Below are 19,218 nucleotides of genomic sequence, written 5' to 3' on the forward strand. Positions count from 1 at the left end.
GCGCTTTTTTAAAGGAAAGCGAGGGTATTATAGATGAGATTTGATGAAGCTTATTCAGGAAAAGTATTTATCGCGAGCCGTCCAGAGTGGGAAGGGGCGGACGCCATCCTTTACGGCATGCCGATGGACTGGACGGTCAGCTATCGCCCGGGCTCACGCTTTGGCCCGAGCAGAATCCGCGAGGTGTCAATCGGCCTTGAAGAATACAGCCCGTATTTAGATCGTGATCTGGCCGATCTCAATTTCTTTGACGCCGGCGACATTCCGCTGCCGTTCGGAAATCCGCAGCGAAGCCTTGATATGATCGAGGAATATGTGGACAGCATTTTAGAAAAAGGGAAATTCCCAATGGGCATGGGCGGGGAGCACCTCGTGTCATGGCCTGTCATAAAAGCAATGCACAAGAAATACCCAGACCTTGCGATTATCCATTTTGACGCACATACGGATCTTCGCGTTGATTATGAGGGAGAACCGCTTTCTCACTCCACGCCGATCCGCAAAGCGGCAGAATTGATCGGACCGCAAAATGTATATTCATTCGGAATCCGTTCTGGCATGAAAGAAGAGTTTGAATGGGCGAAGGAAAACGGCATGCACATCTCAAAATTTGAAGTGCTAGAACCGCTGAAGGAAGTGCTTCCGAAGCTCGCGGGCCGTCCAGTGTACGTCACAATCGACATTGACGTATTAGACCCTGCACACGCACCGGGAACAGGAACGGTTGACGCCGGCGGCATCACGTCTAAAGAACTGCTTGCATCCGTCCATGAAATCGCGCGTTCAGAGGTAAACGTGAAGGGCGCTGACTTGGTGGAAGTCGCACCGGTTTATGACCACTCAGAGCAAACGGCAAACACAGCCAGCAAAATCATCCGTGAGATGCTGCTTGGGTTTGTGAAATAAGGAAGTAGGCCCGTGTTGAATGGTATAAGCCTTTCAGTACGGGCTTGTTTTATTTTTTCTAATCTTAATAATTGCTTAAATTAGAATGAACTAGAGAAAGAAGTGATTTTGCATTAATATGATTCCAATGTAAATTATTGAAGTGGTGTTGGCAATCATGAAAATTAAATTGAAAGATATTGAATTCTATATAATTTGACTGTTCAGAGGAGAAGGAAGAGAATATAAAAATACAATTCAGGAAATATGACTTGATTTCCTGAATTGTAATAAAATATTAATTAAGTGGGAATTTATATGTTATTCTTTTTGATTTATTTATCAAGGAATAATAAACACATAATTTAGAAGTTGTGGGATCAAAATTTTTATAATTAAAGTTTACGTCTTTGCCTTTTGTCATCTTCAATCCGACATAGCCTCTTACAGTTTTTCCAGCAGGAATTGAAGTATTGAATTGATACTTTTCTGGAAGATCTAAATTATACGCCATTAAATTATAATAGTGATCAAAGCCACCAAAAAAAAGATATTTCATTCCATCAGGTGAGAGCTGTTCCAGCGTTATTTCTTGCTTGGATGTGTTTGTTATATCCAGCGGCAAAATGTATAATAATCTTTTCATATTAAGGTCCTCATCCATAAATTCAATTGGTTTTAATGGTTGGAGAACATGATAAGTAATCCCGGCACCTGTATCGATCATACGATTTTTCGGAAGGTTTGTGATATGAGGAGAGTAATTATCATTATGGTTATTCAGTTTATAATAACGAAAACTACTACCAGCTACTATAATTAAAAAAATGGTTATTAACAATATTACTCGTTTATTCATTATCCTCACCCAGTCTACCGTTGCTTATGTGTATAACTCTGTCTACAATATTGTTTTCAGTCAGAGTTTCATCATGACTCGCAACGACTATTGTAGTTCCCTTTTCTTTTTCTTTTTTCAATAAATCAGTGATTAGCTGAATTCCTTTTTTGTCCAGTGCGTTAGTCGGTTCATCTAAAAGCAGCAGTGACGGAGACTCCATTAGGGCTTGTGCTAGTCCTAAACGTTGCTTCATTCCTAAGGAATAACGTTTTACCTTACGTTTGTCTTCAGGATCTAATCCTACTTGCTCAATCATTTTTCGTATCTCTTGGTCTGAAACTTTCTTATTAATTGAAGCTAAGAATTTCAAGTTTTGATAACCGGTGTAGACAGGTATAAAACTGGGGTATTCAATTAATATCCCTGTATTTCTAGAAAAATCTGTATCTTTTCCTATAACGAGATTGTTGACAGTAATTTGCCCTTTGGTTAATTTTAAAAGCCCTGCGATTGCTCTTAAAATCATTGTTTTTCCAGAGCCGTTATGTCCTTTTAATACTATAAACTCATTTTTTTTGATAGTTAAATTAATATCATTAAGTACGAAATTTCCTTTTAACTTCTTATATACATTTGTACATTCTATAAATGTAGTCATAATTAATCTCCTAAAATGTCTAATTTTTTTATGCGAGTCATTCCTACAAAACAGCATAATATGCAAAATAAAGTAATTATACCAATAAATATTGGGAAATGAATAGCAGAGCCATAAGAATACATCATATTTATTGATGAATGATCGGCGAAATACCATCTGCCTGGTATGGCTAACGAAGTAAAAAAAAGTTTTGAATGAACAAATATGGATATGATGAGATACACAATTGAAATAACTAATGAAATAATAAACGAAAAGAAATACGTTAATGTTTCAAAAAATAAAGTATATACAGTTGTCACTAAATATTGAATTAACATTAAAGAAAGAACAGGTTTGATTTCTCCAATTGTAATTGTGCCTTTGAATATTAGATAAAAAATGAAATAGAATGAAAACCAGACAGCCCAGATTATCAAGCAAAAAATCCATAAGGAAAACAGTTTGCTTAACCAAAAAGCTAATTTATTGTTTAATTTAGATATTAATAAAGTTCCTGATTTTTGAAAGTCGTTATATGAAAAATGGCCAATAATAAGCAAAGGGAATATCTGAAGGCAAATCCATGTAAAAGGAATTGAAAATTTATGTTGTGAATAAAGCTCATGTAATTCAAAAAAGTTTAGTGAATGAAAGACATTCATATAATTATTTAAAATATTGTGCTGGTCTAGTTGGCCAGATTTATAACTATTCCAAAAAGAAACAAAATAGATTAGCAAAGCTGCTAAACTTATAAAAAGAAAAGTTGCTTTACAATCATGCAGCCTCATCATAATATCCCTTTTCAACAAATGAAATCTAGAATTCATCAGTACGTTCCTTTCTGGTCGTTAGGCTTCAAATAGTCATGTTTTTTAACTATCTGAATACATACTCCGAACAAAATAAACATCAGCCCTACTCTGAATACCAATAGATCCTTTAAAACATCAAAATCTAATAAAAATCCGTTTAAGAAGAGAATGCCGTTACATTCTAGATAATCAAATAAAAATAAAATTAATTCTATTATTACAACTAATATTTGATTTGTTAAAAGAATTAAAAACGATGTCAAATAAGCAATGAATATATATGCGAATACATGAGTTAAAAAGTTACTAACAGTTAACAAATTTTTATCAATATTATGTATAAAGCACAATATGTATAACTCTGTCATAACAATAATGCCTAGTATAGCTGAAAAAGAAACGCTTTTAAGGAAGTAGTACCCCGCTATCTTAAAAGAACTATTCAGCCGAATCACAGCATGATCCATAAAATAATCGGAAGATACTAATAGAGTAAATACTACAATTAATGGTGCTATCAATAATACAAGGTGCTGATATGTAAAGATTTGATCAATAATATGGTCATTTTGCGTATTTATTGAACGCTTAAAAAATGTAAATATAATTATTATATTTATAGAAAAAAGTATAAAAAAACCTAAATATTTACTAATGAATTTTTGTTTTAAAAGATTATAATAAAACACGGCGCTTTTTACCCCATAAAAATATTAAAAGACCTAATATGATTATTCCTAAGTTTAATAAAGAAAATATTTTCAAATTGAAAAAACCATTGTTACTAATGATATATCTTTGAGGATTATAATCAGGGTTCAAGATAGTAATGCCAATTAAGTTCACAACAAACGGTATAATATATACAAAATAAGTTTTCTTAATGAAAAAAGAAAAAGATAGCCCGATTGTTGATAAGACAGCACCGTATAATCCATTTATAAGTATTAGGATTAACGTATAGAGCAGTGGATGTTCATAATAAATATTAGCAAGGTCACTACCATTAGAAACCACATTTTGCATATAATTTATGATTCCATCAGGTTTGATGGATGGATAAGTCATCATAAATAAATATAAATTAATACTTAAAGGAATTATAATAACAAAAAAAGAACATAAGAAATTAAACACGATAAGTGTATTAAAGTACTTTCCTTTGGTTGTTTTCATTATAGTGTTCATAAAATATCCAGAATTCACATCAAATCTATATAGACTTGCAATTGGTAAGGTAGCCAAAATAGGAAGTATCATCAACCATACTGTTGAAGGAATAACAGAATTACCCTGCAATATATTCGATAAAAAAGGTGATTTGTGAACTTCGTAAGGCAGATTTGAATGATTATCAAACACTGCAATATTCAAGTACTGGTATAGTACTATGAGAGTACTAGATATAAGTGAAAAATATAGTGTCTTGCTTTTTAGAAGCCTGTAAGTAAAAAAATAGGCCATATTTCTACCTCCTGTTAATAAAATGAATTATGGTAATCAATTTCATATATTACCACATTTATAAATCATCATGATGAATTTAAGGGAAAAATAAACTTTAAAAAGCGGTTTTACATATCGTAAAACCGCTCAAACCTTATGAGAAGCAAAATTCCATTAATACACTATGTATTTGCCTTTAGGTCTAACACTGTCAGGGCTCCAATTTGTTTTGTACGCATTATTTTCCCAGCTGTAACCGCCAAATCGAACAGGGACATTTTTACCGTAATTTTCAACTGCTGAGTTCCAGAATAAATAAGTGTTTCCTGGCTTTACGGATCCATCATGTTTGCCTGATACGTTTTTCCAGTTTCGTCCTTTAGAGTGAACATTAGCATCTGCTTCAGTCCAAACATTAAAACTGCTGTTCTTGTCAGAGCTTATCACTTTCATATACATAGAGCTTTTGTTCTGTTTTCTGCGTGCATTTGTATAATCATAAGGAGACCATACTCTAAAAGTAAAATGAACAGTTGAATCAGAAGTATTAGCAGCGGCATGTACAGCACTTGTCACTCCAAATGATGAAATAGCAAGTCCAAATATTATAAACAGTTTACTTATATTTTTTTTAACTTTAAATTTCATTTGTTATTATTCCTCCGAGTATTCTTCAATTGAAGATTAAAATAACTTAAGTCCTATATATAATAAAGTATAATACAGGAAAAGTAAATGAAATTTAAGGAAAAAGTTAGTGTATTTATGTTTCTTAGTATCTAATTTAAAGGAAGCAAAATGACTGATAAATTTCCAAGTGAATAAATGAAAAATATAAAAAGGGAAATGTTAACGAAATAACATTTCCCTTTTTATACTATATTTTATGTGGTTAAATCATTCCTCGCTGTGCAACTTCAATTTGGTGTGTGGGTGCATTTGCAATATTCGTTGCGATGAAAACAGTGCTTAGGGCCAGACAAGAGAGTAATAGTTTAGACTTCAATTTCATACAATCTCACTCCTCCTTGAATAAGTTGCCTTACTTGTTCCACCTTTAGGAAATAAGCAGAGGCTTTTTGAAAGTTTTCACGTTCATGATAATATTTTGCCACATCAAGAGCGAAATCTTCAAGATCAGCATACAACATTTTACTTTCGAGGAAATCAAAGAATCTTTGAATTGCTTCTTCATCAGGGCCTGATAAGTATAAAGATTTCAAAAATTCAAACTCTGATAAATAGATTGAATCTCCGGCCTCTTGAGAATAAGCTGTTCCCTTACTATGATATGCATGGGCTTTATCCATTTTCCCCAATTTATAATGTATTTGTGTAATCAAAAAATAGGCTTGGGGCAGGGACGGAAGAATGTTAGATTCTTCAAAAACAGTTATTGCTCTTTTGAAATAGGTTACGGCGTCCTCATATTGGCTTTGGCTGTTTTTACAAAGCCCGATGTTGTACAATGTTCTCCCCATTAATTGGGGCTGATTCTCAGCTTCCGCCATAGAGTAAGCTTTTTTAAAATGTGATATGGCGTCCTCATATTGTTTCAGATCTAAGAAATTGGTAGCAAATAAAGAGTGACACTGAAGCAATCTTATATTATAAGCTTCATGTTCTTTGTATATTTCATATGCCTGCCGGGCATAGTCCATTGAAAAATACGTTTGTTTCATATAGTAATAAGACTCAGACATCTTAAAGAAAAACTCTGCCTTCTCGATCCGATCCTTAACGAATATTAACTTGCTTTCGGCCTTTTTAAAAAATTTAATAGCCGACAGATATTCCCGCTGATCCAGTTCGTACATGCCCCTGAAGAAATTAAAGTAATAATCAAGGACTCCGGTTAAACGAGCCTGTTTTTTATCAATCTCAACCAGCAAATCAGACAGCCGCGGCTGTTCCTCGATCCGCATTTTTTCTAGTGGTTCAAGGTACTCAAGCATCAGGTTGTGCCGGAATTCCATCAGTGAATAGTACAAATGAAGATCTTGATCTTCTTCCATTTGATCCAGCTCTTGTTTGATTTCTCTTCGTAAATACTCTGCATCGGGTATGCTGAATCGGCGTATGTACATATACCATTCGTTAATCTTTTCTCCGACGGAAGAAGAAGATATGACACCTGTCACGTTTGCAAATCCCTCCCTTCATTATTCTATATATGTCATATTTTATCATCATCATTCCTATGAGAAGCGCAAAAAAACCGCAATCTTTTCTTTCGTTACCCCGCATGTTAGAGGAAATATTTTCAAAAACCGCTTATACCCTCGGTAATTTGTACAAGCAAACACGTTTACCTTCCATATCCTGTTGTATCTGCGTGAGCAGTGTATGTTTGAAAAGGAAGTGAAGGGATTGAGAAAAAACAAGCTTTCCTTTAGAGAAAAAACTCAAGCCGCACAAGAAGAGTGTTTATGTTTTTGTGGGGAAGATGTAAGCCGTGAAGCGATGTTTCAAGCGCCGATTGAATTGCCTGAGGGGTTTGTCGTTGATCCGGCTGAGGCTGTTGCAAACGTCACGTGGAATGCAGATAGCCTTTCTTGTGTTAGTGAACGTTGCTTAATTGAGACGGGGCCTGAGCCTGATGAAATTGGTGTTCAATTTGCAGTACGCCTGCAGGGAACCGTAACGCTTCTCGTCAGCGTCTCACCTGTGCGAAATCAATATGGACAAGGGGACGGGGCTGTTTCCGTCATTCACAATGCGGAGATCGATCAAGTCGTCTATTATTCTGATGAACCGGATGATTGCCTGGATTTTAGTGAGATCACGATCGAGAACCTTATTGTCGTCCCGCCTTTCTACGGCAGTCCTTTATCAGTGACGGGCACGATTGTGCTTGTACCGGAATCGGAGCCTGTTTATGCGTTTACAGCGAATCCAAATGATCAATCAGTTTCTGTGATTGATACAAACACTCATAGTGTTGTGACAACGATTGCTCTTCCGTACCGGCCGACAGGTATTGAAATAACTCCAGATAAAAGCTCTGTGTTTGTCTTACATCCCAACAATAATCTGATTTCTGTCATTGATTATGACACATTGACAGTGACAGCATCTATTTTGCTGGATCAGCCGCCTGAAACTATTCGATTTATGCCTGAACATGATTTCGCATATGTTCTCGCCGGTAATGCCATTTATGTGATTAGAATGGAAACGTCAACTGTAGAAAGGTCTATTCCTGTTGAAGGGTATGATATTGCAATTGATCCCAATGAGTTGTTCGCCTATGTTCTTGATTTTGGTTTAGTGCAAAAAGTGGACTTATCTACCGGTGAAGTTACAGGAACAATTGAACGAGGGCTTATTGTAAATTCCATAGAAACAAAGCCGCCGGAGCGGTATGCCTATGTATTAGAACAAGATCACTTCTTAAATTATTTGACGATTATTGATTTAGATACGTTTACGATCAGTAGCACCCAAGAGCTGGAGTATGAGGGTGAGTATCAAATGTTTAAGAGCGGATCAGGGTTGTATTTGTTTGATGATTTCACTCACAATCTATATTCCGTCAGTCCAAGCGGTGCAGGCGTAATAGGAAATCTTCCGCAATCGGCAAGAGATTTTGCGTTTACCCCAAATGGAAGATTTTTGTATGCTACTCGTTTTATAGAGCAAAGCATCATTGTATACAACACGGATGACTATTCTGTGGAAACTGTCATATCGCTAGGCGTTTCACCGAGTGACATTGCGATTTAACCAACTGTATATTGTGCATGTCTAAAAGGGATGTGAAATCATGAAAAAGAATGATCTTTCTGCTTTACAGGAAAATTGTTTCTGTTTTTGTAATGAAGAAGTCAGCCGTGAAGCGCCATTTCAAGTGCCGATTGACGTTCCGGAGGGGTTTGTTGTTGATCCGGCTGAAGCCGTCTCCGCGGTTACATGGAGTACAGATCAGCTTTCCTGTGTCAGCGAGCCGTGCTTAACAGAGATAGGACCTGGTACTGAGGATATTGGGGTGATCTATGGAATGCGTCTTCAAGGAACCATCACGCTTCTCGTCAGCGTCTCACCTGTGCGAAATCAATATGGACAAGGGGACGGGGCTGTTTCTGTCATTCACAATGCAGAGATTGATCAAGTCGTCTACTATTCTGATGAACCGGATGATTGCCCGGATTTTAGTGAGATCACGGTAAAAAATCTTGTCGTTGTTCCACCGTTTTATGGAAGCTTCTTAACGGTGACAGGCACAATGATTCTTGTTCCTGAGCCGGAACTTGGATCCTATGCGTTTACAGCTAATCAAAGCAACAAGACAGTAACAATCATTGATACGAATACTCACACCGTGGTCAAAAACATTTCTGTTCCTTATACGCCATATGAGCTTGGAGTTACACCAGATAAACGATACACCTATGTTTTGCATCATAACTATGATCTCGTAACAGTAATTGATAATACAACATTAAGAACATCTGCATTCATACCGGTTGAGGGCAGACCATTTCAAATTGCGTTTGATCCTGCCGGTGCATTTGCATATGTGTTAACCAATTCGTCAGATGCCGTTTATGTCATTAATACAGAAACTAAATCAATAGACCGTGTGATTGGCAATGTTGCTGTTTTGCCGGCAAGTATTTCGGTCGATACAACTGGAGAGTTTGCTTATGTAGTGGATAATGCAAGCGGATCTATTAATAAAATTGATCTCGTTACCGGTTCGAGCGCAGGGGTTCTGACTGGATTGTATTCTCCTAATAACATGGCCATAGCACCAAACAATCAGTTTGCTTATGTGACGACAAGAGAACCAAACGATTTGAATTTGAGTTACGTTTGGGTGATTGATTTAAATACGTTTGAGGAAAAGGATTTACTTAGCGACTTGTTCCTTGGAAGTCCGAAAATGATCTTTTCATCTGACAGTACACGAGTATATTTGCTTGTTCCAGAACGACTCTATGTGTTTGATACAGCCACCTATACAGAGATTGCCGATGCCGATCTTCTTGGTGCCGGTGATTTCGCGCTAACAGCTGGTCAGGAGTTTATATATACCACGCAGCCAGAGCAAAACACAGTAACCGTCTATCGCACTGACGATTTATCTGTTGAAACGGTAATCACCGTTGTTGGCGGGCCGATGGCAATTGAGATATAAAATACTGATTGAAAAAAGTCTCAAAGGAAGTGAAGGACTATGAAGAAGGGTGAATTCTCTCTTAATAAAAAGGCCCGTTTAAATCAGCTAGAGTGTCTATGTTTTTGTGAGGAAGAGGTCAGCCGAGAAGTGTCATTTCAAGTGCCTATTGAAGTGCCGCCAGGTTTTACTGTTGATCCGGCTGAGGCGGTTGGGAATGTGACGTGGAATACTGGTAATCTTGCATGTATCAGTGAACCATGTTTAACCGAAACAGGGGTTGAATATGGCATTCGCCTTCAAGGGACGATTGAATTATTAGTCAGTGTTGAACCGGTACGGAATGAATATGGACAGGGAGAGGCAGCGATCTCCAAGATTGAGACAGCGGAAATTGATCAAATGGTTTATTATTCTGAACAGGCTGAGGACTGTCCTGATCTGAGCCAAGTCACAGTAGAACATATCGTGATTGTTCCGCCTTTTTATGGAAATCCACTGACTGTAACGGGAACGATCATTCTAGTACCGGAGCAGGAGATACGTTCTTACGTGTTTACAGCCAATACTGGAGACAGCACGGTTTCCGTTATTGATGCAGAATTACACACTGTTGTAAAAACCATTCCATTTTCTGCTGTCCCGACTAATTTAGGTGTTACTTTTGATAAAGCATACACGTATGTCCTCCATGGGAATACCAACCTTGTCTCAGTAATTGATAACAAAACACTAACGATTATCAATACTATTACTGTTGGAGGAGGGCCAAGAACGATTGAATTTGATCCAACAAACGAATTCGCGTATGTGATGGCCGCTGGCTCAATTTATATGATTAACATGGCCTTGCAATCAGTGATTCATGTCATATCAGTGCCCGGTTCCATAGACTTTGCTTTGGATCCAAATGGACAGTATGTCTATACCGTCAATACGAGTAGTTGGTCAGTTGATCAATATGATGTGAATACAGGCCAGCTTGTTGGCAGCCTCGTGAATGAGTTAGAATATCCAAGTTTAATTGAAATGTCATATGACGGAGACTTTGCGTATGTGATGAATAGTGAATTATGGCCAAAGGTTGTCACAAAGATCAGTTTGTCACCCTTAAGCGTGGAAGGTAATTTGAATCGTTTTTTCGATGTTCTGAGGACGATTGTATTTTCGTTTGACAGTACACGAGCTTATCTTCTAGAACCATATTTCGATCCGTCTCTCATTTATAATCTCACTGTCGTCAATACAGCCACAAACGAAATTATCGCGAGTGTTTCTCTCCCCGGCGCCATTGACCTCGCCGTAACGCCGGACAATCAGTACATTTACGCGGCACAGCCCGATGACAATACTGTGACCGTATACCGCACAAGTGATTATACAGCCGTGACGGTGATCCCGGTTGGCGCGGGTCCGTCCGCGATTGCGATGTAGAAGCTGTTACAGCTCAAAAGAAGCGGGGCCGCGGTCAGAGATGTGCTTATAGATGGATAGTCCGATTTGCTGAATCGCCGCTAGGATGATTAGGAACAGCAGTTCACTTCATGTTGTTTTCCGGCGCCGTTTACCCCAAGCAATCCGTAAACAGCGCCTTTTTCTAAATGTAATTCTACGTTTTCTAAGATGACGTTGTCCCGTTCATACCAAACGGATACATCGTGTATATCCAAACTGCTCATCGCGAGTCAGCCTTCCGCGCGCGCATTCCGAAAAGAATGGCAATGGCAATGAAAATCACTGTAAATAGATAATCGCTTTTGACAAAATAGACGACTGCGCCGATGACAAAGATAAATGAAAGGAGATACAGTAAAAGTCTTCTTTGTGCTGATGACAAATCGTTTCCCTCCTACATAAGCTGGACCACGTCTTCTACTCGTTCATTTTTCGCCTAGGAGCACATGTTTTTCCGGGGATAGTTTGTTAGCGTTCAGCCCTTTTAAATAACAGCCTCCGCGATAGCCGCTGAATGGCATTTGTCTTTCATGCAATGCTTGCTGAACCTCGACGCCTGCGCTTCCCACAATTTATGGACGAGGGGAGAGTTAAAGATGCTTTCATATGAGTCATGAAAAATATTCCCCAGTGAAACTTCCTTCGGAAAGAGCGCGCCCGGACGCACTTCTCCGAGCGGGCTAATCACGATGGACTTCCAGCCAGCGCCGCAGTTTGCCGCACGTTTTCTCTCATAAGGAATAATCGGGATCAGATCTTTAAATTCATCAATGAGATGTTGCTCGTATTCCATAAATTTGCGGTGCTGCTCGGCATTTTTTGTGGGCTGAACCATGTCTCTGCCTCTTCCGAAATCATCAACCCAATTGTAAGAGAAGGCCTTTGCCCCGAGATCCCGGACCTTTTGGGCCATATCATGGATTTCCCACATGTTTTTTTCGAAAACGGACATGGCAACTTTGACAAATATCCCATGGTCACTCAACAATTTTATCGTTTTGCAAGTTTGGGCAAAAGAGCCTTTTCTCCCTCTAAAGGAGTCATGGATCTCGGAATGGACACTATCGAGAGAAATGCCGACAATGATTTTTTGCTTGTAGTCTTTTAATAGCTCAAGGCTCTCTTTTCGCATAAGTGTTCCGTTCGTTAAGACAGCGACTTTTTTGAACTTTTTACACACATAGTCAAGAATCTCATTGGCGTTCGGATGGACAAAGATTTCTCCGCCTGTGATTTCGCATGTCAATACACCGTTGTCAAACAGCGTATCAGCCGTTTTCTTGAGTTGCTCAATCGACACGGTGCCGAGCGCTTCCGGCGAGCTTGCCAAATAACAGTGGGCGCATTTCAAATTACAGCGATGCGTCAGCTCAAAGGTGGCGTGCAGCGGCATCGGAAATTCATCGCTTCCGCTCGTGTTGATTGCTTGGCTGCCGGGCTTGTTTCCAAACTGAATGACCTGCTTGTTCAAAAGCATGTTGAGCATGTCGTAAAACCAGTCTTTGTGGTCTTCCGGTGATTCATCGTAGACGGCGCATTGCTCCGCCAAAATCTGATCAGCTGTTGTTTGCCCATCCATTCGCATACAAAGCTCGTAAGCCGTTTTGTTAAGATCCAAATACTCGAAGTCAGAAATGGAAACTTTATCGCGCAAGTAGTCGATTTCTAACACGCCTCCCTGAGGAAACTGGTGCACTCTTACATTTTCATTAATAAATGGAAATATACGTTCTGTAAACAAAATACCATCCCCTATACATATGATTCAAATGAAAAACGATTGTGTATGTATAACTAAGAGGTAGCATGTAGTTAAAAACTGTAATTACTTAAAAAGGACATAGCAGAAAGACTATGCCCTTTTGGAGAACTTATTCCCCATAGACCGAATAGACCTGTAACACCGCCAATTTCAAAATCAGGGATAAAGCCGTCCACTAGACAAACGGCTCCGATCGAGCATGTCGCACAACCTTTGTTTTCTGCAATGACAGCTTTTTTCAACCATTGGGTATTCCCTTTTTTTTGTTATTCTAACAGATCTATGTTGTGCTTTTATCATAAAACTAACAAATTACCAATTCAATACATATATTTTGAAGAAAATGTGAAATGGAAACAATAGATTTCGGAAAAGTATAACTTTTTTTGAAGGTAACTAATGATATGCTTTTCTCTTCTATTAAGGAAATGCTTTTTATGAGGTTTATCTTCAAATCTGATGAGCAATGATGGTAAGATAGAAGCAGTTGAAGTTTACAAACCGAATGATTATACTATTCAAGTCAAAGTGGAATGATGAAAAGGACGTGTCAAAATGAAGCAAGAGACACCGATAACACTCCATGTGAAATCTGTGATCGGAGATGACGGAAACCAGGAAGTCATCCAATTCCGCACCACCGGATTTTACTATGTTAAACAAAATAAAGTGTATCTATCTTATTATGAAGAACACGACTTAGGCAAAGTAAAAACAATTGTGAAAGTAAGCGAAGGCGAAGTGCTGGTCATGAGGTCAGGCGCTGTCAAAATGAATCAGCGTTTCGTAACGGGAGCTTCCACAATTGCCAAATATAAAATGTCATTTGGTGAGCTTGAGCTGAAAACTAGCACAATATCGATTCAATCTGATCTCGGTGAAGAAAAAGGCCGTATCAGTATCGCATATGACATGCATGTCGGAGACGAGCAGCAGCATTTACATCATATGACGATCACGTATGAGGGAGGAACTCACGCATGAACATTGCGGAACAAATGAAGGACGTGCTGAAAGAAGAAATCAAAGCGGCCGTTCTGAAAGCGGGGTTGGCTGAAGAAAGCCAGATTCCGAATGTCGTTTTAGAAACACCGAAAGATAAAACACACGGCGATTATTCAACAAATATGGCGATGCAGCTGGCGAGAGTCGCAAAAAAAGCGCCGCGCCAAATCGCTGAAGAGATTGTCGCTCATTTTGATAAAGGAAAGGCTTCGATTGAAAAATTGGATATCGCCGGCCCGGGTTTTATTAATTTCTATATGAACAATCACTATTTAACGAAGCTGATTCCGTCTGTGTTAAAAGCGGGAGAAGCGTACGGGGAAACGAATATTGGAAACGGTGAGCGCGTTCAAGTAGAATTTGTATCAGCGAATCCGACGGGGGACCTTCACCTTGGCCATGCGCGCGGTGCGGCTGTCGGCGATTCTTTGTGCAATGTGCTTTCAAAAGCGGGCTACGATGTGAGCCGCGAATACTACATTAACGATGCCGGAAACCAAATCAACAACCTGGCGCTTTCTGTGGAAGTCCGTTACTTTGAAGCGCTCGGCTTGGAAAAACCGATGCCGGAGGACGGCTACCGCGGCGAGGATATCATTGCGATCGGAAAGCGTCTCGCAGAGGAATACGGCGACCGTTTCGTCAACGAAGACGAAAGCGAACGCCTCGCGTTTTTCCGTGAATACGGCCTAAAATACGAGCTGGAAAAGCTTCGCAAGGACTTGGAAAACTTCCGTGTGCCGTTTGATGTGTGGTATTCCGAAACATCGCTGTATCAAAACGGAAAAATCGACAAGGCGCTTGAAGCGATCCGCGAAAAAGGCCATGTCTATGAAGAAGACGGCGCGACTTGGTTCCGCTCCACGACGTTCGGCGATGATAAAGACCGCGTATTGATTAAGAAGGACGGCACGTACACGTACCTGCTGCCTGATATCGCATACCATAAAGACAAGCTTGACCGCGGCTTTGATAAGCTGATTAATGTTTGGGGCGCCGATCACCACGGCTACATCCCGCGTATGAAAGCGGCAATCGAAGCGCTGGGCTATGAAAAAGGAACGCTTGAAGTCGAAATCATTCAGCTCGTTCACCTTTACAAAAACGGCGAGAAAATGAAAATGAGCAAACGGACGGGTAAAGCGGTAACGATGCGCGACCTGATTGAAGAAGTCGGCTTGGATGCCGTGCGTTACTTCTTTGCGATGCGCAGTGCCGATACGCATATGGACTTTGACTTAGATCTTGCTGTATCAACATCTAACGAAAACCCTGTGTATTACGCACAATACGCTCATGCCCGTATTTGCAGCATGCTTCGCCAAGGGGAAGAACAGGGACTTAAGCCGGCGGCGGATCTTGATTTCAGCCATGTTCAATCAGAAAAAGAATATGATCTGCTGAAAACAATCGGCGGCTTCCCGGAAGCGGTGGCGGAAGCGGCGGAAAAACGAATTCCGCACCGCGTCACAAATTATATTTATGATCTGGCTTCTGCTTTGCACAGCTTCTATAACGCAGAGAAAGTCATCGACCCTGAAAATGAAGAGAAAAGCCGCGAGCGCCTTGCATTAATGAAGGCAACGCAAATTACGCTGAACAATGCGCTTCAGCTGATCGGCGTATCGGCTCCGGAAAAAATGTAATCATAAAAAAAGGACAAAGTCTTCGGACTGTGTCCTTTTTTTTATGCGTAAAACGTGTGATGTAATTCACAAACCCGTTTGCCGAGTTTTTGTATGATAGGACTGATTATTGAATCATTGAAAGGGGCAAGCCGAATGTTCAACCGTCAACATATCCAATTATCGTTACAGTCATTAAGCTTGGTGGCAGGGTTTATGGTTTGGGTGCTGATTTCATCACTCATTAGCCAAATCACATTAGATATTCATTTAAGCAAAGGCGAGATTTCTTTGGTGACGGCGATTCCCGTCATCCTCGGATCGCTTCTCCGCATTCCTTTAGGGTATTTAACGAACAGGTTTGGCGCGCGGCTGATGTTTATGATCAGCTTCATCCTGCTTTTGTTTCCGGTGTTTTGGATCAGTATCGCGGATTCCCTGTTTGATTTAATCGCGGGCGGTTTTTTCTTAGGGATCGGAGGAGCGGTTTTCTCCATTGGGGTAACATCCCTTCCGAAATATTATCCGAAAGAAAAGCACGGTTTCGTCAATGGGATTTACGGGGCCGGAAACATCGGAACCGCGATTACCACATTTGCGGCGCCGGTTATCGCCCAAGCGGCGGGATGGAAAGCAACCGTGCAAATGTATATGGTTCTGCTGGCTGTTTTCGCATTGCTGCATGTTTTGTTCGGCGATCGGCATGAGAAGAAAGTGAATGTTTCCATAAAGGCCCAAATCAAAACCGTTTACCGAAATCAAGTTCTGTGGTTTTTGAGTCTGTTTTATTTTATTACGTTTGGCGCCTTTGTCGCCTTCACCATTTATCTCCCGAACTTTCTGGTAGAGCACTTTGGGCTGAACCCTGCGGACGCCGGTTTGCGGACGGCTGGGTTTATTGCCGTCTCTACGCTGCTCAGGCCTGCGGGCGGATTTTTGGCTGATAAGATGAGCCCGCTCCGCATCCTGATGGTTGTTTTTGCGGGACTTACGTTATCGGGCATTATCTTATCGTTCTCGCCGACGATCGGCCTTTATACGTTTGGGTCATTAACGGTGGCAGTTTGCTCAGGTATAGGAAACGGAACCGTTTTTAAACTGGTGCCTTTTTATTTTTCGAAGCAAGCGGGGATTGCCAATGGTATTGTGTCTGCCATGGGCGGATTAGGCGGTTTTTTCCCTCCGCTGATATTGGCGAGTGTTTTTCAGGCCACAGGCCAATACGCGATCGGCTTTATGGCGCTATCGGAAGTGGCGTTAGCCAGCTTTGTCCTTGTCATATGGATGTATTGGCAGGAAAGAATGAAAGCACACACGGAGAGAAACAGCCAGAGCATCAGCTAACACTGGGCATTCACAAGATTGTTAGTTTTTTCTTGATGGGTGCAAAACAATTCACGTTACAATAAACATACGCAACGTGACTTTCTTCGAGGTGAGCTCATGAATATTCTCTCTGTTCGACCATCTGATAGTGATCTTCTGTCCAGCGATCTCTTTGAATTGCTGGAATCGATCAGTACGAAAAGAAAAATGGAAAAACACACGTATTTGTTTCGAGAAGGAATGGATGCAGAAGAACTGTATCTGCTTCAATCAGGACTCATTGAAATCGGCAAACTGACATCTGACGGAAAAGATCTGACCCTTAGAATTTGCCAAAGAAATGATATTGTCGGGGAATTAACACTTTTCACTGAAGAACCGAGATATATGCTCAGTGCAAAGGTGCTAGAGGATGGCGAGGTGCTCGTCATTAATAAAAACAAGCTGGAAAAGGAACTCATTCAAAACGGTGCTCTGACATTTGAATTTATGAAATGGATGAGCACCCATCTCCGGAAAATTCAGTCTAAGATCAGGGATCTGCTTCTTCACGGCAAAAAGGGGGCGCTCTACTCCACCCTTATCCGCTTATCAAACAGCTACGGGGTGGAACGAAGCGACGGCATTCTGATTAACATCGCGCTGACAAATCAGGATTTGGCAAAGTTTTGCGCGGCGGCAAGGGAAAGCGTCAACCGTATGCTGGGAGACCTCCGCAAACAAGGGGTGATTTCGATAGACGAATCCGGAAAAATTATTTTGCACAAGCGGGACTATTTACGATGTGAAATTGAGTGTGAAAATTGTCCGCTGGAGATTTGCAATATTGATTGAAAAACCAAGGGCCGCCGGCGGTCCTTGGTTTTTTATCTTGTGATTGCTAGGCACATGGCGGCAAAAAAGAAGCAGGCATTCACCATTTCCAGAATGCCGATCGTTTTCACGGGCCAATCTCTTCCGTAAAAAAACCAAGCCCGCAAACTGCTTGGGATAAAAGCAAGAAATGCCCATCCGGCTCCGAGAAGAGCGGATAAAAAGGGGAGCAGCAAGTGGTATCCCCATGACCAGTATGCAAAAGTGCTGTTTTTTCTCTCCCGGATCACCGACTTTACATAAAAGGAACTCCCGATAAAAAATATAGCAGATTGCAAGAATATAAACCAAGCCCTGCCGTCAAGGATTCCTGTCCCAAGCCAGCAGCTCGCAAGCCCCCCTGAGCAAAAGAACAAGACACCCGCAATATCATTCACTAATGCTCGTTCGTTTTTACGGCGGGCATAGCACACATGGATGAGAAAAAGCGGCAATAACGAAATGCCAATCCAGATGAGTGCCGGTTTATGAAAAATGGAGATCATCAAAAAGCAGCAGGCCGAAACACCGTAGTAACATATCCACTTTTGGTAAAGTTTGATCTGCTTCTTCTTCAAGGCGAGGGTGACGGGATAGACCGTCAAATAAAGGAAAAGCCACCCTAGGAAGAGCGGAATATGCCAGAAAACGGGACCGCCCTTGACCATCCCGAGTGAAAATGGAATCAGAAGCATGGCCCACGCGCCGTGCTGTTTTGGAATCATCGTCTTCATCGAAATCCTCCTTTTTTATTTAATTATAAATAGAGACAGTCTTTCGATTAGTGACATTCATCATACAGGCTGTGAAATACATCACTGCTGTACAGGCTTAATCGGGCTACACTAAAGCTATCCTTAGCACAGGAGGCTTTCCTATGAATCAGTGTGACTATTTATTATTTCTGAAACAACTTCCTATGTTTAATGGAGTGCCTGTGTCCATTGTTGAAACCTTGCTGAAAAACGGGACGTTGATTAGCGGCTCATCTGATCAGTCTTCATCCTTTCTTCATTGTCAATCCGTTTATGTCGTATTAAAAGGCAGTGTCCGTTTGATGGACAGCAGGCTCCCGGAAGGATCGAAAACCGTTGCGCTGTGGGAAAAAGGCGATGTGTTTCCGGTTGATGAAAAAGGAGGGCTGTACTTATCGCCTTTTATCTCAGTCAATGTCTCTTCAGACGTTCTTATTCTCAATATCCCTTATTACATATTTAAAAAAATGATGTCTTACCATCCGCAGCTGCAAATGAACTTTTTGGCCATGCTACAGCAAAATGTTTTTTGTTCCTATCAATTATTTTTGCGTTATCTGCACACATCACAGGATGAAAACGCCAAACCCGGTTCTTAAAAAGAACCGGTCAGCGTGTCGACAAACCCTCGCATTCGTTGTCAGGCCTGCGCGTCGGTGCTCACGAATATCTACATTCGCTGTGCTCCG

The 19,218-nt window shown here is 40.5% G+C and carries 17 protein-coding genes and 4 pseudogenes; 9 read left to right on the top strand and 12 right to left on the bottom strand.

The genetic code is table 11. The annotated features are described in order from the left end of the window. The first annotated feature begins 33 nt into the window (after positions 1 to 33). Entirely contained in the window at positions 34 to 906 is an 873-nt protein-coding gene (gene speB, locus BV11031_RS20790; protein WP_010328979.1) for an agmatinase, read from the top strand. A gap of 277 nt (positions 907 to 1,183) precedes the next feature. On the opposite strand, the gene BV11031_RS20795 is transcribed toward speB, so the two are convergent. The 6 genes from BV11031_RS20795 to rapF form a co-directional block, all read right to left on the bottom strand. Next, positions 1,184 to 1,744 (bottom strand): hypothetical protein, encoded by a 561-nt coding sequence (locus BV11031_RS20795; RefSeq protein WP_041952542.1) that lies wholly within the window; start codon positions 1,742 to 1,744, stop codon positions 1,184 to 1,186. Then, on the bottom strand, positions 1,737 to 2,384 hold the full coding sequence (locus tag BV11031_RS20800; protein WP_010328977.1) for an ABC transporter ATP-binding protein: 648 nt from the start codon (positions 2,382 to 2,384) through the stop codon (positions 1,737 to 1,739). Before BV11031_RS20800 ends, BV11031_RS20795 begins: the two co-directional genes overlap by 8 nt. 1,475 nt (positions 2,385 to 3,859) lie before the next feature. Continuing rightward, on the bottom strand, positions 3,860 to 4,648 hold the full coding sequence (locus tag BV11031_RS20815) for a membrane protein (protein ID WP_010328974.1): 789 nt from the start codon (positions 4,646 to 4,648) through the stop codon (positions 3,860 to 3,862). Between the two features lie 156 nt (positions 4,649 to 4,804). Next, entirely contained in the window at positions 4,805 to 5,278 is a 474-nt protein-coding gene (locus tag BV11031_RS20820; protein ID WP_010328973.1) for a DUF2712 domain-containing protein, read from the bottom strand. A gap of 244 nt (positions 5,279 to 5,522) precedes the next feature. Further along, positions 5,523 to 5,642 (bottom strand): phosphatase RapF inhibitor PhrF, encoded by a 120-nt coding sequence (gene phrF, locus BV11031_RS20825; RefSeq protein ID WP_003222023.1) that lies wholly within the window; start codon positions 5,640 to 5,642, stop codon positions 5,523 to 5,525. After that, on the bottom strand, positions 5,626 to 6,771 hold the full coding sequence (gene rapF / locus BV11031_RS20830) for a response regulator aspartate phosphatase RapF (RefSeq protein ID WP_010328972.1): 1,146 nt from the start codon (positions 6,769 to 6,771) through the stop codon (positions 5,626 to 5,628). The genes phrF and rapF overlap by 17 nt, the downstream gene beginning before the upstream one ends. A gap of 229 nt (positions 6,772 to 7,000) precedes the next feature. Between rapF and BV11031_RS20840 the strand changes: the two genes are divergently transcribed. The 3 genes from BV11031_RS20840 to BV11031_RS20850 are packed head-to-tail and all read left to right on the top strand — an operon-like array spanning position 7,001 to position 11,183. Next, on the top strand, positions 7,001 to 8,356 hold the full coding sequence (locus BV11031_RS20840; RefSeq protein WP_010328971.1) for a YncE family protein: 1,356 nt from the start codon (positions 7,001 to 7,003) through the stop codon (positions 8,354 to 8,356). Between the two features lie 40 nt (positions 8,357 to 8,396). Beyond that, positions 8,397 to 9,770 carry a YncE family protein gene (locus BV11031_RS20845; protein WP_010328970.1) on the top strand — a complete coding sequence of 458 codons (1,374 nt, stop codon included), beginning with the start codon at positions 8,397 to 8,399 and terminating at the stop codon, positions 9,768 to 9,770. 39 nt (positions 9,771 to 9,809) lie between these two features. Continuing rightward, positions 9,810 to 11,183, top strand: a complete 1,374-nt coding sequence (locus tag BV11031_RS20850) for a YncE family protein (protein ID WP_129551009.1) — start codon at positions 9,810 to 9,812, stop codon at positions 11,181 to 11,183. A 6-nt stretch (positions 11,184 to 11,189) separates the two neighbouring features. Here BV11031_RS20850 and BV11031_RS23430 read toward each other — a convergent pair. The 5 genes and pseudogenes from BV11031_RS23430 to BV11031_RS20865 form a co-directional block, all read right to left on the bottom strand. Beyond that, positions 11,190 to 11,291 (bottom strand): annotated as a pseudogene (locus tag BV11031_RS23430) (bacteriocin biosynthesis protein AlbG); the annotation flags it as partial. Then, positions 11,285 to 11,428: pseudogene (locus BV11031_RS22735) on the bottom strand (ATP-binding cassette domain-containing protein); the annotation flags it as partial. The pseudogenes BV11031_RS22735 and BV11031_RS23430, both read right to left, overlap by 7 nt. Then, positions 11,425 to 11,586 (bottom strand): antilisterial bacteriocin subtilosin biosynthesis protein AlbB, encoded by a 162-nt coding sequence (gene albB / locus BV11031_RS20855; protein WP_010328969.1) that lies wholly within the window; start codon positions 11,584 to 11,586, stop codon positions 11,425 to 11,427. The gene albB and the pseudogene BV11031_RS22735, both read right to left, overlap by 4 nt. 54 nt (positions 11,587 to 11,640) lie before the next feature. After that, positions 11,641 to 12,945, bottom strand: a pseudogene (gene albA, locus BV11031_RS20860) (subtilosin maturase AlbA). Positions 12,946 to 13,079: 134 nt separating this feature from the next. Continuing rightward, a pseudogene (locus BV11031_RS20865) lies at positions 13,080 to 13,208 on the bottom strand (subtilosin A family bacteriocin); the annotation flags it as partial. Positions 13,209 to 13,521: 313 nt separating this feature from the next. On the opposite strand from BV11031_RS20865, the gene BV11031_RS20870 reads away from it, so the two are divergent. The 4 genes from BV11031_RS20870 to fnr all read left to right on the top strand — a co-directional run bounded on the left by BV11031_RS20870 (position 13,522) and on the right by fnr (position 17,756). Beyond that, positions 13,522 to 13,950 carry a YwiB family protein gene (locus tag BV11031_RS20870; RefSeq protein WP_010328968.1) on the top strand — a complete coding sequence of 143 codons (429 nt, stop codon included), beginning with the start codon at positions 13,522 to 13,524 and terminating at the stop codon, positions 13,948 to 13,950. Beyond that, entirely contained in the window at positions 13,947 to 15,617 is a 1,671-nt protein-coding gene (gene argS / locus BV11031_RS20875) for an arginine--tRNA ligase (protein ID WP_010328967.1), read from the top strand. The genes BV11031_RS20870 and argS overlap by 4 nt, the downstream gene beginning before the upstream one ends. A gap of 135 nt (positions 15,618 to 15,752) precedes the next feature. Continuing rightward, on the top strand, positions 15,753 to 16,940 hold the full coding sequence (narK, locus tag BV11031_RS20880) for a nitrate transporter NarK (protein ID WP_010328966.1): 1,188 nt from the start codon (positions 15,753 to 15,755) through the stop codon (positions 16,938 to 16,940). Between the two features lie 99 nt (positions 16,941 to 17,039). Beyond that, entirely contained in the window at positions 17,040 to 17,756 is a 717-nt protein-coding gene (gene fnr / locus BV11031_RS20885) for a fumarate/nitrate reduction transcriptional regulator Fnr (protein WP_010328965.1), read from the top strand. A 32-nt stretch (positions 17,757 to 17,788) separates the two neighbouring features. On the opposite strand, the gene BV11031_RS20890 is transcribed toward fnr, so the two are convergent. Then, positions 17,789 to 18,508, bottom strand: coding sequence for a YwiC-like family protein (locus tag BV11031_RS20890; RefSeq protein ID WP_010328964.1), 720 nt, complete (start codon positions 18,506 to 18,508; stop codon positions 17,789 to 17,791). Positions 18,509 to 18,651: 143 nt separating this feature from the next. On the opposite strand from BV11031_RS20890, the gene BV11031_RS20895 reads away from it, so the two are divergent. Next, positions 18,652 to 19,128 carry a cyclic nucleotide-binding domain-containing protein gene (locus BV11031_RS20895; protein WP_010328963.1) on the top strand — a complete coding sequence of 159 codons (477 nt, stop codon included), beginning with the start codon at positions 18,652 to 18,654 and terminating at the stop codon, positions 19,126 to 19,128. Positions 19,129 to 19,218: the final 90 nt, after the last annotated feature.

The sequence above is a fragment of the Bacillus vallismortis genome (assembly GCF_004116955.1).
In the GTDB taxonomy this organism is placed as follows: domain Bacteria; phylum Bacillota; class Bacilli; order Bacillales; family Bacillaceae; genus Bacillus; species Bacillus vallismortis.

Coding starts and splice junctions, on each gene's coding strand:
- argS (WP_010328967.1), top strand. CDS start 13,947: ATGAACATTGCGGAACAAATGAAGGACGTGCTGAAAGAAGAAATCAAA.
- BV11031_RS20850 (WP_129551009.1), top strand. CDS start 9,810: ATGAAGAAGGGTGAATTCTCTCTTAATAAAAAGGCCCGTTTAAATCAG.
- fnr (WP_010328965.1), top strand. CDS start 17,040: ATGAATATTCTCTCTGTTCGACCATCTGATAGTGATCTTCTGTCCAGC.
- BV11031_RS20795 (WP_041952542.1), bottom strand. CDS start 1,744: ATGAATAAACGAGTAATATTGTTAATAACCATTTTTTTAATTATAGTA.
- BV11031_RS20800 (WP_010328977.1), bottom strand. CDS start 2,384: ATGACTACATTTATAGAATGTACAAATGTATATAAGAAGTTAAAAGGA.
- BV11031_RS20820 (WP_010328973.1), bottom strand. CDS start 5,278: ATGAAATTTAAAGTTAAAAAAAATATAAGTAAACTGTTTATAATATTT.
- speB (WP_010328979.1), top strand. CDS start 34: ATGAGATTTGATGAAGCTTATTCAGGAAAAGTATTTATCGCGAGCCGT.
- BV11031_RS20870 (WP_010328968.1), top strand. CDS start 13,522: ATGAAGCAAGAGACACCGATAACACTCCATGTGAAATCTGTGATCGGA.
- phrF (WP_003222023.1), bottom strand. CDS start 5,642: ATGAAATTGAAGTCTAAACTATTACTCTCTTGTCTGGCCCTAAGCACT.
- BV11031_RS20815 (WP_010328974.1), bottom strand. CDS start 4,648: ATGGCCTATTTTTTTACTTACAGGCTTCTAAAAAGCAAGACACTATAT.
- BV11031_RS20895 (WP_010328963.1), top strand. CDS start 18,652: ATGAATCAGTGTGACTATTTATTATTTCTGAAACAACTTCCTATGTTT.
- BV11031_RS20890 (WP_010328964.1), bottom strand. CDS start 18,508: ATGAAGACGATGATTCCAAAACAGCACGGCGCGTGGGCCATGCTTCTG.
- BV11031_RS20845 (WP_010328970.1), top strand. CDS start 8,397: ATGAAAAAGAATGATCTTTCTGCTTTACAGGAAAATTGTTTCTGTTTT.
- narK (WP_010328966.1), top strand. CDS start 15,753: ATGTTCAACCGTCAACATATCCAATTATCGTTACAGTCATTAAGCTTG.